The sequence below is a fragment of the Alteraquisediminimonas sediminicola genome (genome assembly GCF_019740335.1).
Taxonomy (GTDB): Bacteria; Pseudomonadota; Alphaproteobacteria; order Sphingomonadales; family Sphingomonadaceae; genus Alteraquisediminimonas; species Alteraquisediminimonas sediminicola.
Window position 1 is genome coordinate 129,771 of record NZ_JAHXZS010000004.1, and the last position, 12,827, is coordinate 142,597.

Annotated in this window: 11 protein-coding genes; 3 read left to right on the top strand and 8 right to left on the bottom strand. The window is 58.6% G+C overall.

The features are described 5' to 3' along the window. Positions 1 to 150: 150 nt before the first annotated feature. Together K6117_RS09950 and K6117_RS09955 are read right to left on the bottom strand one after the other, a co-directional pair. Positions 151 to 2,682 carry an ABC transporter permease gene (locus tag K6117_RS09950; protein WP_221794508.1) on the bottom strand — a complete coding sequence of 844 codons (2,532 nt, stop codon included), beginning with the start codon at positions 2,680 to 2,682 and terminating at the stop codon, positions 151 to 153. Beyond that, positions 2,679 to 3,380, bottom strand: coding sequence for an ABC transporter ATP-binding protein (locus K6117_RS09955; RefSeq protein ID WP_221794510.1), 702 nt, complete (start codon positions 3,378 to 3,380; stop codon positions 2,679 to 2,681). The genes K6117_RS09950 and K6117_RS09955 overlap by 4 nt, the downstream gene beginning before the upstream one ends. On the opposite strand from K6117_RS09955, the gene K6117_RS09960 reads away from it, so the two are divergent. Together K6117_RS09960 and K6117_RS09965 are read left to right on the top strand one after the other, a co-directional pair. Then, positions 3,379 to 4,113, top strand: coding sequence for an arylesterase (locus K6117_RS09960; protein ID WP_221794512.1), 735 nt, complete (start codon positions 3,379 to 3,381; stop codon positions 4,111 to 4,113). The two genes, K6117_RS09955 and K6117_RS09960, sit on opposite strands and share 2 nt — an antisense overlap. Positions 4,114 to 4,176: 63 nt before the next feature. Then, on the top strand, positions 4,177 to 5,277 hold the full coding sequence (locus K6117_RS09965) for an AI-2E family transporter (RefSeq protein ID WP_221794514.1): 1,101 nt from the start codon (positions 4,177 to 4,179) through the stop codon (positions 5,275 to 5,277). Positions 5,278 to 5,456: 179 nt separating this feature from the next. Here the strand turns inward: K6117_RS09965 and K6117_RS09970 are convergent, their stop codons facing one another. Both K6117_RS09970 and K6117_RS09975 read right to left on the bottom strand, forming a co-directional pair. Next, positions 5,457 to 6,095 carry a response regulator transcription factor gene (locus K6117_RS09970; protein WP_221794516.1) on the bottom strand — a complete coding sequence of 213 codons (639 nt, stop codon included), beginning with the start codon at positions 6,093 to 6,095 and terminating at the stop codon, positions 5,457 to 5,459. Further along, positions 6,085 to 8,373 (bottom strand): PAS domain-containing sensor histidine kinase, encoded by a 2,289-nt coding sequence (locus K6117_RS09975; RefSeq protein ID WP_281422132.1) that lies wholly within the window; start codon positions 8,371 to 8,373, stop codon positions 6,085 to 6,087. Before K6117_RS09975 ends, K6117_RS09970 begins: the two co-directional genes overlap by 11 nt. A gap of 517 nt (positions 8,374 to 8,890) precedes the next feature. Between K6117_RS09975 and K6117_RS09980 the strand changes: the two genes are divergently transcribed. Then, positions 8,891 to 9,094: a hypothetical protein gene (locus K6117_RS09980; protein WP_221794520.1), complete on the top strand. Its 204-nt coding sequence runs from the start codon at positions 8,891 to 8,893 to the stop codon at positions 9,092 to 9,094. Between the two features lie 127 nt (positions 9,095 to 9,221). Here the strand turns inward: K6117_RS09980 and K6117_RS09985 are convergent, their stop codons facing one another. The 4 genes from K6117_RS09985 to K6117_RS10000 form a co-directional block, all read right to left on the bottom strand. Further along, a complete protein-coding gene (locus K6117_RS09985; RefSeq protein WP_246605009.1) occupies positions 9,222 to 9,668 on the bottom strand; it encodes a host attachment family protein in 447 nt (148 codons plus the stop codon). 378 nt (positions 9,669 to 10,046) lie between these two features. Continuing rightward, the gene (locus K6117_RS09990) at positions 10,047 to 10,733 is read right to left on the bottom strand and encodes a phosphoribosyltransferase (RefSeq protein WP_221794522.1); all 687 of its coding nucleotides are present in this window, start codon (positions 10,731 to 10,733) and stop codon (positions 10,047 to 10,049) included. Between the two features lie 2 nt (positions 10,734 to 10,735). Then, positions 10,736 to 11,410 carry a dienelactone hydrolase family protein gene (locus K6117_RS09995; protein WP_221794524.1) on the bottom strand — a complete coding sequence of 225 codons (675 nt, stop codon included), beginning with the start codon at positions 11,408 to 11,410 and terminating at the stop codon, positions 10,736 to 10,738. Beyond that, positions 11,407 to 12,792, bottom strand: a complete 1,386-nt coding sequence (locus K6117_RS10000; protein WP_246605010.1) for an erythromycin esterase family protein — start codon at positions 12,790 to 12,792, stop codon at positions 11,407 to 11,409. The genes K6117_RS09995 and K6117_RS10000 overlap by 4 nt, the downstream gene beginning before the upstream one ends. Positions 12,793 to 12,827 lie beyond the last annotated feature (35 nt).

Sequence of the window (12,827 nt, forward strand, 5' to 3'; positions counted from 1 at the left end):
GATGCCGTGATGGTCGCATGAGACTTAGGTTGAAATGATCTCGATCATATTGCGCTGCTTTTTCGATTGATTCGCATCAAGATGTTACATCCAAGAGCGGGAATTGGCGCAATTTTAATTATTATTTAATGTGGCGACATAGGTCGTGCGCTACATTTGGCGCAACGCCTGTGCGGGCCGCAGGGAGATGAGCGGGAGCGAGCCGATCAGGCCGATGCCAAGCGTCATGACCATACCGACAGCTAAAGTGCCGAGTACGATCACCCAATCCGGCGCCCAGTCAAAGCTGAAGATCTCCACCACCACGAACCATGCGGCCAATGTGCCAAGGCCCAAAGATACCAACGCCAGCACAATAGCGAGCAACCCATATTCGAGCGCCTGTATCGTAAGAATCTGTGCGCGGGTCGCGCCCAAGGTCTTTAATACTACGCTGTCATAGCTGCGGGCCTGCCTTGATGCCGCGATGGCACCGACCAGCACCGCAATCCCGGCCAAGATCGCGACCGAAGCGGCTGCAACAATCGCGCTCGACATTTGGCGCAACAGCTTGCTTACCTGATCGACAATATCGCCCACCGCGATGATCGAGGCGGAGGGGAAGGCCGCCAATAATGTCCGAGACATGCTCGCTTCATGGCGGGCCTGCATCGTGATGGTGGCGGCAAGACTGTGCGGCGCATGGGCAAGGGTGTTGGGCGAAAACACCATGATGTAATTAAAGCCCATATTATCCCAGTTGATCTGCCGCAGCGAGGCGATCCGCGCCGTGATGTCGCGTCCCAGCACGCTGACCGTGAGCGTGTCGCCGATGCGGACATTCATTGTTTTCGCGACCTTGGCATCAAGCGAGACCAATGGCGCGCCTTGATAGCTTTTGGGCCACCATTGGCCCTCCAGCAGATCGCTCCCCTCTGGCAGGGTTTCGCTATAGGTGACGCCGCGCTCGCCGCGCAGGAACCATGCGTCATTGGGCAGTTCTTTCAGGTCTGCCACCCGTTGCGGGCCATAAGCGATAATGGTCCCGCGCAGCGCCGGGATGATGTTGAGTTTCGCTTCGGGCGCTTCCTGCCGCACCAAATCAACAAAGTGCGCCTTGGCATCCGCCGGAATATCCAGCACGAATTGGTTCGGCGCGGTTTTGGGGACGTTGCGGCTGATTTCGGCATCGAGACAGGTCTGGATTGCTGCCAATGTCACAAACAAGGTCAGCGCCAATCCCAATGCGATCACGAGCGCCGGGGTCTGTGCGACGGGGCGGTGGAGATTGGCGACGGCCAGCCGCAGCAACGGATTGCGCGGGCGGGGCAGGCGGGCGGCGAGCAAGCGCACGGCCCAACCGATACCCAATAATAACAACAACACTGCCGCAATCGCGCCCAGCACCGCCGCCGAAAAACGCACTTCATGCGCGGTGCCAAGCGCCAAGGCGATCACCGCTGCCATTGCCGCGACCAGCATCAACAACGCGCGGCGATCAAGCGCGCGGCGTTGTTCGACCACCGCGCGAAATAGGGCTGCCGCCGGTTCGGTCCGGGCGCGGGCCAAGGGCGGCAGGATGAAGATGAGCGCGATCAACAGGCCATAGGCCGCGCTTGTCATCAACGGCAGGGGATAGAGCGCAAGGCCGGGGCGCACGGGCAGCATATCGCCCGCCAATGCGACCAGCAAAGGCGGCAATAACGCGCCGACGACCAGCCCGCAGCCAATCGCGAGCAGGGCCACAGTCGCGATTTGCAGCAGGTAAATCCGCGCAATATCGCCCGATGTCGCGCCCAGCACCTTGAACGTGGCGATGCTGCTGCGTTTGAGGGTGAGATAGGACGACACGCCATTGCCGACCCCGATCCCGGCGATGATGAGCGCGGTCAGCCCGATCAGCGAGAGAAATTGCCCCATGCGCTCGAAAAAGCGATTGGCCCCCGGCGCCGCATGGTCGCGGTCCTTGATCTCCCACCCCATGGACGGATAGCGCGCCTTCAGCCGGTCGCCGACCTGTTTCGCATCCGCATTGGCGGGCAGGCGAATACGGTATTTGCTTTCATAGAGGCTGCCGGGCTGGATCAAGGCGGTCTGGCGCAGGCTATCGAGCGACACAATCGCGACGGGACCAAGGGTGAAGCCCTCGCTGACACGATCCGGTTCCACCGCGATAATATCGGCGATATGGAAGCTGGCCGCGCCGAAGCGTAACCTGTCGCCAATCGTGACGTGCAGCCGGTCGGCCAGCGCCTGACCGATCACGATTTCGCCCAGCTTTAAGGGCTTTTGGCGCGGGCCATGCCGCAGTTGCAGCCTGCCATAGAGCGGATAGAGATTGTCCACGCCCTTCAATTCGCTCAGCACGGCCATCGGTGTGCCTGTGCCGCCCGCCACGCCATCGGCGCGTTGCGCCATCGCCCGCATGCGGATTGTCTCGCTCATTTGGCCGAGCCTGCGAAATGCGGTCTTTTCCGCCTGACTAGCCTCACGCTGGGTCATCGCGATTTCGACATCGCCGCCCAATAATTCCCGCCCGCGCGCGGCGAGTTCGTCGCTGATCGCGGCGGTCAGGCTACTGATGGTCGCCAATGTCCCGACACCGAGCAACAGGCAGATGAACAACAGCCGTAGCCCGCGAAAATTGGCGTGGAGGTCGCGCCGTGCGATCGACCAGCTTTGCGCCCAGCCGAGCAATGTCAAAGCGCAGGCTCCGTCACGATCCGGCCATCGCGCATCTCGACGATCCGGTCGCAACGCGCGGCAAGCGAGGGATCATGGGTGATGATGACAAGGGTGGCGCGGCTGGCGGCCTGTCGGGCGAACAACAGATCGATGATCTGCGCGCCGGTTGTGCCGTCCAGATTGCCGGTCGGTTCATCGGCAAAGATGATGTCCGGTGCGGGCGCGACGGCGCGGGCGATGGCCACGCGCTGTTGTTCGCCGCCCGATAATTGCGCCGGATAATGATGGAGACGATGGCCAAGCCCGACCGCTTCCAATTCCGCCTGCGCCCGTGCAAAGGCATCTGCATGGCCCGCCAGTTCCAGCGGCACCGCGACATTTTCGAGCGCGGTCATCGTCGGCAACAGATGGAAGGATTGCAGCACGATCCCGATCCGCCCCCGCCGCGCGCGGGCGAGCGCATCTTCATTGAGCTGGCCATAAGCGATGCCCGCAACGGTCACCTCGCCGCCGCTCACGCGCTCCAGCCCGGACAAGGTGGCCATCAATGATGATTTGCCCGATCCGCTGGCGCCAAGGATTGCCAGACTTTCGCCCTGCATGACATCGAGATCGACCCCGCGCAAAATTTCGACCGGCGCATCGCGCAGCCCAAGTGACAGCGTGACATTGCGGGCGTGGATCGCGATAGTATTGCCGTGCTTTGAACCGTGCATGAAGAGGGTTTGCTCCTTGGCCACCAATCTGTTTCGTTATGCGGCATTTTTCCTGCTTGTCCAACTGACGGCCTGTGGCAGCGCGCCTGTTGCCGATAGCGCCAATACGACGGATGTCGCCGCGCATACGACACTGGCCGCACCAGCGGCGGAGGTCGAAAAAGACCGGTTGGTGGTTGCCTTTGGCGATAGCCTTTATGCGGGGCTGGGGTTGGAACAGGGGCAGGGCTTCGCCCCCGCGCTTGAAGCGGCGCTGACGGCCCAAGGCCTTTCGGTCCGGGTGCATAATGCGGGCGTATCGGGCGATACCAGCGCGGCGGGCCTGCAACGGCTGGCGTTCACGCTGGATGGATTGCCACGCAAGCCTGATCTGGTGATCTTGGGCCTTGGCGGCAATGATATGTTGCGCGGGCTTGCCCCCCAAGACACAAAAGCCAATCTGGAAGCGATGTTGACCGAATTGCAACGTCGCAAGATCAAGGTCGTGCTGACCGGCATGTTGGCATCGCCGAATATGGGGCCTGATTTCGCCGCTGAATTCAACCCGATTTACCCCCGCTTGGCGCGAAAATTCGGCGTGACCTTATATCCGTTTTTCCTTGATGGGGTCATCGGCCATCCGGCATTGATCCTGCCGGACGGCATTCATCCCAATGACAAGGGCGTGCAGGTGATCGTCGCCCATGTGGCCCCGGTGATCGTCAAGGTACTCGGCGACGCTACGCCCCTGTAATATGGCCATGTAATATGCGTGATTTCATCTCCTGACCTATGTCTGTTAGGACAATGCGCAGGCATGAATGCTTTGATTCTCGCCAATGATGAGGCTTTTCGCGTGGGCAGATTACAAGACCGCACTTTCCTGATGCTCACCATTATCATCACCCTTGGTTTCGGGGTGATCGTCTGGCCGTTTTTCGGCGCGATTCTCTGGGGCGTTGCGGCGGCCATCGTCTTTCGTCCGTTGAACGCGCGCTTGCTGAAATTCTGGCCGGGGCGGCGCAATCTGGCGGCGATTGTCACGGTGTTGACGATCATGGCGCTGGTGATTTTGCCGGCGGTGCTGATTTCGACCTTTCTCGCGCAAGAGGCGTTGGCGCTTTATGCGCGGGTCCATGTGACGGGGCTGGATTTCGGGCAGAATTTTCAGGATTTACGCAACGCGCTGCCGAATTGGGTCGTCCAGATTCTGGATCGGCTGGGGCTGGCGAATATGGAGGGGATTCGGACCAAATTATCCGCCGCCATTGCAGGGGGACTGCAAGACATTGCCAGTCGGCTGTTGAACATCGGGCAGGGTGCGTTCGGCTTTATCGTGGCAACGGTCATCATGCTGTACCTGACGTTCTTTTTCCTGCGTGATGGACAGATATTATCCGCCCGCATTGGTCAGGCGATCCCCTTGGCCGCGCATCAGCGCGATGCGTTGTTCGAGAAGTTCGTCACGGTGATCCGGGCGACGATCAAGGGCAGTCTGGTCGTGGCCACGCTGCAAGGGACGATCGGCGGTGTCATATTTTGGGGGCTTGGCATTCATGCGCCTTTGTTATGGGGCGTGATGATGGGGATTTTCTCGCTGCTGCCTGCGGTCGGCACCGGGATTATCTGGGTACCGGTCGCCATTTATCTGCTGGCGACAGGCGCGATCTGGAAGGGCGTGGTGCTGGCCGTCTGCGGCTTTTTCGTCATCGGCATGGTGGACAATGTGCTGCGCCCGATCTTGGTGGGCAAGGATGCCCGCTTGCCCGATTATGTTGTCCTGATTTCGACCTTGGGCGGTGTCCAGATGTTTGGCGTGAATGGCCTGATTATAGGGCCGGTGATTGCGGCGATGTTCCTCGCGGTGTGGGAGATTTTTCCCACCGCATCGCAGGCGGATCACAAGGGCGAGGGTTAAATACCCCCCTCACTGCGCGGTCATTCCTGCGCCTCGTCATTCCCGCGCAGGCGGGAATCCAGAAGCATTATCATTCAAAGGACGCGCAACCTAAGTTGGTTCGTTCTGTCTGGATTTCCGCCTGCGCGGGAATGACGGGGGGGCGTGGGAGCGGCGAGAAGGCGCAAATGTCGATGAGACTAATGCGTGGTGTGCGTGTTTTGGTTATTGTGCAGGCCCGCCGCGAATGCGATCCGCAGGGCATCGGAAAAGCTGCGGACTCCCAATTTTTTCATCAGATTGGCGCGATGGACCTCAACAGTGCGCGGTGAGATCGACAGATCATAGGCGATCTTCTTGTTGGGCATCCCATGGGTCAGGCATTCCAACACCTCGCGTTCCCGCATGGTCAGGGCCGCCAGCCGCAATTCGGCTTCCTGCATCGCGACATTTTGGCCGATTTCATCCCGAATATGGGCGGTGGCCATCTCAATGGCCTCGATCAGCCGTTCCTTTTCAAACGGCTTTTCGATAAAGTCGATGGCGCCTGCGCGCATGGCCTCGACCGCCATGTTGATTTCGCCATGGCCGGTAAAGATGATGACCGGAAAACGCAGACCGCGCGCCTTGAGGGCAGCCTGAATTTCCAGCCCGTCCATTTCCGGCATCCGCATATCCAATAGCATCACCCCCAATTCCAGATGGCCGGCCTCTTTCAACAGGTCCACCCCGGATTCAAACTGGATCACTTGATAGCCAGAGGTCTTCAGCAAAAAGGCGGTCGCGCGACGCACTTCTTTTTCATCGTCGACGATATAGATAATCGGCTTATTCGCCATCGGTTTCCCCCAATTCGCCTCGTTGCAGGGTAAAGTGAAAAATCGAGCCGCCGTCTTGATCCGGTTCATACCAGATGCGCCCGCCATGCGCTTCGACAATGGTGCGGCAGATCGATAAACCCAAACCCATGCCCTCGCTTTTGCTGCTCGTGAACGCGCGGAACAATCGGGCGCCGATGGCGTCCGGGATGCCGTTGCCGGTGTCCATGACGGAGAACCGGATAAATTGATCGCCATCGGGACGGGTCGAAATGGTGATGCGCTTGGTAGCGGTATTGGCCAGCGCTTCGGTTGCATTGCGCATCATGTTGATCAGCACCTGTTGAATCTGCACGCGATCCACCAGCACGAGCTTCGCTTGCGGATCAAGGTTGAGGGTGATCTCCACGCCCAATTCTCGGGTACCGATCGCGCCGAATTCCAGTGCCTCGCGGATGATCGAACGGGGGTCTTCCAGCGTTTTTTCGAGCGTGCCATGCGAGACGAAATCGCGCAGATGGCGGACGATTTTGCCCGCGCGCATCGCCTCTGCCGCGGCATGTTCCAGGGCATCGGCAATGTCTTCATTCGGATCAACGATCAGGTTTTTCAGGCCTTCGACATAGTTTTTGACGGCGGTAATCGGCTGGTTCAATTCGTGGGCAAGGGTGGATGCCATTGTCCCCATCGCGCTGACCCGCGCGACATGGATGAGTTCGGCGCGCAACTCCTCCATCCGGGCCGTGTCACGCTGATGTTCGGTCAGATCGCGGATAAAGCCAGTATAAATCGGCTGCCCCTCGCCATCGGCTTCGCCGATATAGAGTTCGATCGGAAAAACTTGGCCGTCGCGTTTGCGCCCCCGCATTGTCCGGCCCACACCGATGATGTGGCGCGCGCCATTGCCATGCAGTCGGGTGAGATAATCATCATGCAATTCACGATCGGGAGAGGGCATCAGAAACGAGACATTGCGCCCGAGGGCTTCTTCTTCCGTATAGCCAAATAGGCGCTGGGCGGCGCTGCTGAACGACAGAATTTGTCCTGTGCCATCAATCACAACTATCGCGTCGGGGACGGTGGCGAGGATGGATTCCAACAACGCCGAACCGGCGCGCAATTTGCGTTCGACCTCGCGTTGCTCCGAAACATCATGGACCACAATGCTATAGCCACGCAAACTGCCATCAGCCCAGAATAAGGGCGTAATCGATTCATGGGCGATGAAATCCGTGCCGTCTTTGCGTCGATGCAGGGTGTCGTGCGACAGGCCGCCTTGCGCGCGGGCGCGGGCAAGGTCGTCTTCCTGCCCCTTATCATCTGGTGCCGCTCCATCTTGTGATGGCCGGATGTGAAAGTTGGACCGGTCTGCGCCCAGCACTTCATGGTGCGCCCAGCCGGTCAGCCGTGCCGCGCCATCATTCCACATGGAGACCCGGCCTCCGCTGTCCAGCATGTAAATCGCATATTCGCGAACGCCATCGACCAGCAGGTTCAATTCTTCGGCGACATTGGCCGCATGTTCGGCGTTGAGAGACAGTTCGGCCTGAATGGCCTTTTCCATCGTGATGTCGCGGCCGGTCAGCACAGCTCCATGAATGCGTCCGTCTTTATCCTCGATGGGGGTGAAGTTGAACCTGCCGATCCAGCGTTCACCGGTATCCTTGCGGCGAATATAATATTCCGCACCAACCGCGGATTCGCCGCGCAAGCCACGAGAAAGAGGCCAGAATATGCGTGGGACATGGGTGTTGTCGAGGAGCGTTACCTCGAATATTTCATAGCCCTTTCGTGCAGCCTCTACAAAATCTTGCTTGGAATCGAAACGGTGGAGCTTGGTATAGGCGCTGTTGCACTGAACGAGTTCACCCTTGAGATTCACGATCGCAAAGCCATCGGTCAGGCTTTCGATGGCCTTGCTCAAAAAATGTTGGCGCGTATCTATCTCGGTTTGCAGTGATGCCACAGTCTGGTCGGCCTCTACCTGACGGGTCACCCGTTCCGTGAAGATAATGATGCCGCCAATCTCGCCCGACGCTTCATACCAGGGAGTCAATTCCCATCTGAGCCATTCGACTTTCCCATTGGGGAGTTGAACGGCTTTCTCGTCGCTTGAGAAGGGTTCTCCCTGCAATACGCGCTGGTGAATATCGCGCCAATGTCCGTCCAGATCGGGAAAAACGTCATAATGGCAGCGGCCGATGACGGGTTCATTTTCAATCCGGTAATCGGCCAGCCAGCGTTTGCTGACGGCGAGATAGCGCATCTGACGGTCTAACATGGCAATAGCTGCCGGCATATTGGCCAGCAGTAGATTGGCAGTGTCACCTAAAGGATCGATACTTTGCAGTTCGCCCCCTCTCCGTCGCCCGATGCGACTTGTCGATTCATTACATAATTAATTATTCAATAGATATATATAATTAAAAATTGCAATTAATTTATGCTTTTAACTCCGTATTCTGGCGTGAGCATGTAACGCATCCAATCGCTTGGAGTTGGGGCGGTAGGACAATCTCCACATATAATTTTATATAATGTTCAATATTATATCGAACACAGATTTCGCCTGTGGGTGCAGGAAGTTGATAGCCTGAACTTTGTCGACGCTTTCTGCGAATGCGCCCTGTGCTCTAACTGTTTCAGGTTCTGCGTAGATTCCCTGATTCTTTATTGGCAAGTCCTTGGCGACAAGGTGCCGGTTCGTTTCATGTTGGAAGCCAGAATATAGTTCCGTCCCCATAAGTTGATCGCAGGACAAGGACTGATGGCTGAAACCATGCCGGATGGAGTGCAATGGTCGAAGGGGTAACGCCATGATGCAGATATTTGAAGGAAAGTCCTGGGAATATTCCCTTGCGTGCCAGGCGGATAATGGGGAGGCGCGGCAATATTTGCTGAACGTCCATCCGCAGCCCTTGGGCGCGCGGGCCGTGTCGGACCTGTGGCATGAACGGCAGGTCTTTTTCACGCAAAGCTATGTGTTCAACCTGCATATGCCGAATCGATGCTGCCTTTAAAGCGCAGCATACACATCGCATTATATTGTATTGTATAACATCTTGAAGCGCCCGATCATTGTCGCCGATTTTCGATCAAAAGGGCGACAATGAACTGGCGCTAAGATGTCTGGATTTCAGTCCCGGGTCAGGCTTCGATACTGCCCAACAGTCGCGAGATTTCGGCGACGGGGTGGCCGGTCAAATCCTTGTCGATCTCTTCAATCAACCGGTCCTTGATGGCCTGACTGTAATGGCTGCGCAAGACGCCCAATGTGCGCGGCGGGGCGACCACGATAATGTCGCCTTCCTGATGTGCGGCGGCTTGTGCCAGTGCCGCGACGGCCTCGGCAGCGAATAGATCTTCGCGGGCCTGATGCGGGTCGCCTGTTTCATAGGCCGTCCGGCCCGTCCCCATGCTCGAAAAGCCGACACCCGGCGCATCAGCAAGTTGCTCGCGACTAGGCGGATTGTCGATTTCCCGATGGGTGACCGTTTTTAGATCCGGCGAGAAGGCTTCACCCTTGTTGCACAGGATCAGCATTTTGGCGCCATCGACCACCAAGACCAGCGTGCCTTCTTTGATTTTCATCATTCGCTCCCTCAATAAAGAAGGTGGCTGCAACCGGACGAGTCGCCGGACATCCACATCCTGACATCCATTGTTCGCCGATCACCGGCGGGTGGCGATATGGGGGTTTTCCCTGATAGACGAGTGACCCGAATCTGAAGTTCGCCTCACTTTGTGGCAAGTTGGTTGCCAATTCCAAATCTACCACATTAGGGGGGGCAGCATCCCGGTCGCCATCATCCCGGTGTCCCAAAAAATTAGCCCGACATTGCACGCAATGCCGGACTAAAGTGAAAGAGCTCGTCTTGAGCCCTCGGGTCGCGTCCTCTTTCTAGGCAATATAGCGATAGGGCCGGAATCAGTATTTTCCCCCATGAAGGGCATTTTTTTTGGTTTCAGCCCCTAATGATGAGGAGTGAAATGCTTTTCGCCGAAGGGCGCGGCGGCTTTCATCAGGTTGATGACTTCCTCGTCCGATGTCTGGTCGAAATTGTCATAATGTGCGCCCACCGCATAAAATGGGTCGGGCTGGGACAGGCAGACGATGCCGTCGCACAATGGCGATAATTGCATGAGGGTATCCGTCGGCGCGACCGGCACGGCCAACACCAATTGCTTGAGTTGGGTCTTGCGTAGTCCGGCCAATGCCGCGCGCACCGTGCCGCCGGTGGCGATTCCGTCATCGACCAAGATCACCGTCCGCCCGGCCAGCGATATCGGTGGATGGTCCTGCATATATTCGGCGCGGCGGCGGTCGATCTCTGCCAATTGGCGCTGCTTTTCGGCCTCGATATAGGCAGGGCTGGGGGCAAGCTGGCGCACGACCTCTTCGTTCAGGACCATTTGCGGGTCATCGCCATCGACGACCGCCCCTATGCCCAGCTCTTCATGCCCCGGCGCGCCGAGCTTGCGGACAAATAACAGGTCCAGTTCCGCTTGCAGCGCTTGTGCGATTTCAAACGCCACCGGGACCCCGCCGCGCGGCAGCGCGAGGATGACGGGATGCGCACCGTGGAGATAATGGAGTTCTGCGGCCAATTGCCGCCCTGCATCCTGCCGGTTCTTGAAATGACGAGAAGGGCTGGCCATGATCATTTTTCCATTTTTGACGCGGCGAAATATCGCAAAAACCAGATGCCGGCGTGGTTGATGACTTGATCCAGCGTGCCGGGTTCTTCGAACAAATGGGTCGCGCCGGGGATGATGACGAGTGAGACAGGGCAGTGCATTGCCTGCATCGCGGCGTGGTTCAGCTCGATCACCGGGGTGTCGAGACTGCCGACCAGCAGCAATGTCGGCGCATGTACCCGGCTAAGGGCTGTATGTCCGGCAAGATCGGGCCGTCCCCCGCGCGACACCACGGCCTTGATCCGACCATCGGCCTTTGCCGCCGCCAACAATGCTGCGCCGCCACCGGTGCTCGCGCCGAAATAACCGATTGGCAGCGCCTTGGTGTCAGGCTGCTCCATCGCCCATTCGGTCGCGCTGGCGAGACGATCCGCCAATAACGGGATGTCGAACACGTTGATCCGGTCAAGCTCTTCATCCGGCGTCAACAGGTCGATCAATAAGGTTGCCAGCCCTGCCGCTCGCAGGGCATCGGCCACATGATTATTACGCGGGCTGAGCCGACCGCTGCCACTGCCATGGGCAAAGATGACCAGCCCTTTGGCGGCATCCGGCACGCCCAACAGGCCTTGCAGATGGTGCGTACCGACATCGACTGGCACGGGGGCGCTGAGTGCGGGTTCGAGATGCGCGATCATAGCCCGAATGGCCAGGTTTCGGGTGCGCCATGGGGGCGTTCCCGGCCCAATGGCGTCACGGCCTTGGTCTGTTCGAACCAGATAAAGGCATCGAATTGCTCGGCCAACACGGCCTCGAAATAATGGCTCATGCGCTCGGTTTCTGGACGATAGACCACGCCGATGGCGCGTTCGAGATAGGGGGTGGACAACAGTTCGGCCAGCGCCGCCTTGTCGCCTGTTCTGCTGCGCCAATCGGTGAGGGTGCGGGCAAGGCCGGTGCGGCGAAAGGCATGTTCGTAGCTGTCTTGCCGCGCGGGTCGCACGGTCTTGATCTCCATCTCGCCGCCCCAGTCGCTGGCGGCGGCGACCGTGCCGGTGTCGGTGCCAAAGCCGATCAAGACGGCATCCTCGCCATAAGCATTGCGGCAAAGCTGCCCGATATTGAATTCGCCGGACCAGCCCATGGCGGTCGCGGCCGCATTGCCGATATGCGAATTATGCGCCCAGACCACGGCCTTGGCCTGTGGGCCTTGATGCGCGAGCAGCGCCTGCAACGTATCGAACATATGTCGGTCGCGCAGGTTCCAGCTTGCCGCCGAACCTTGATACATCACCCGATAATAACGTTCTGCCGCGCGAATGATGCGGGCGTTTTGCGCCGCATCGAAATATGCTTCGCCGTCATCTTTCAGATAGCCGAGACGCGCCGCCAATAATTCCCCCAATTGTGCGACGACTTGATCTTCGCAACTGTCGCGCTGGCCATAGACCACGGCGCGGCCATAAAGCACCGGATCATCCTGCCATGGCGTCAAACAGCCGTAACGCGCGCGCGCTTTCCCGGCTTCGGCGGGATCGACCCGGTCGAGATACGCCAGCACCGCATGGATGGATTCGCCAAGGCTATAGACATCGAGACCCCGAAACGCGGTGCGCTGTTCGGCAGGCAGGGCCTCGTTATGATGGCGCAGCCAGTCAGCAAAGGCGAGCAATTCGGCATTGCGCCACATCCATGTCGGGAAGCGGACAAAGCTGTCGCCGCGCCTTGGCCGGGCGGCATGATGACGGACATAGGCGTCGATATGCGCCGCATCGGGCCAGTCGGCCTCTACCGCGACAATGTTGAAGCCATGATGGGTGATCAATCGGCGGGTGATCGCGGCCCTTGCGGCATAGAATTCCGAACTGCCATGCGTCGCCTCACCCAATAGCACGACCCGCGCATCGCCATAGCGGTCGAAAAATGGCCCGAAATCTTCATGATCATAGGGGCTGGGTAAGGATTCCGCATGTGCGCGCAGGGCATCCACCATCTCATCGGATGCGCCGCCATCAACATTGTCGCGAAGTTCCACGATGCCCATGCAAGAGTTCCGATAATCAACATGTGAACGCTGCATTATCCATAAAGATTGGGCTGTTTCTGCCAATCCGG

What these genes read in the sequence shown, in the direction of transcription:
- K6117_RS09975 (WP_281422132.1), bottom strand. Translation starts at nt 8,373, where the DNA reads ATGCCGGCAGCTATTGCCATGTTAGACCGTCAGATGCGCTATCTCGCC.
- K6117_RS09955 (WP_221794510.1), bottom strand. Translation starts at nt 3,380, where the DNA reads ATGCACGGTTCAAAGCACGGCAATACTATCGCGATCCACGCCCGCAAT.
- K6117_RS09980 (WP_221794520.1), top strand. Translation starts at nt 8,891, where the DNA reads ATGATGCAGATATTTGAAGGAAAGTCCTGGGAATATTCCCTTGCGTGC.
- K6117_RS09960 (WP_221794512.1), top strand. Translation starts at nt 3,379, where the DNA reads ATGAAGAGGGTTTGCTCCTTGGCCACCAATCTGTTTCGTTATGCGGCA.
- K6117_RS09970 (WP_221794516.1), bottom strand. Translation starts at nt 6,095, where the DNA reads ATGGCGAATAAGCCGATTATCTATATCGTCGACGATGAAAAAGAAGTG.
- K6117_RS09965 (WP_221794514.1), top strand. Translation starts at nt 4,177, where the DNA reads ATGAATGCTTTGATTCTCGCCAATGATGAGGCTTTTCGCGTGGGCAGA.
- K6117_RS09990 (WP_221794522.1), bottom strand. Translation starts at nt 10,733, where the DNA reads ATGGCCAGCCCTTCTCGTCATTTCAAGAACCGGCAGGATGCAGGGCGG.
- K6117_RS09985 (WP_246605009.1), bottom strand. Translation starts at nt 9,668, where the DNA reads ATGATGAAAATCAAAGAAGGCACGCTGGTCTTGGTGGTCGATGGCGCC.
- K6117_RS10000 (WP_246605010.1), bottom strand. Translation starts at nt 12,792, where the DNA reads ATGCAGCGTTCACATGTTGATTATCGGAACTCTTGCATGGGCATCGTG.
- K6117_RS09995 (WP_221794524.1), bottom strand. Translation starts at nt 11,410, where the DNA reads ATGATCGCGCATCTCGAACCCGCACTCAGCGCCCCCGTGCCAGTCGAT.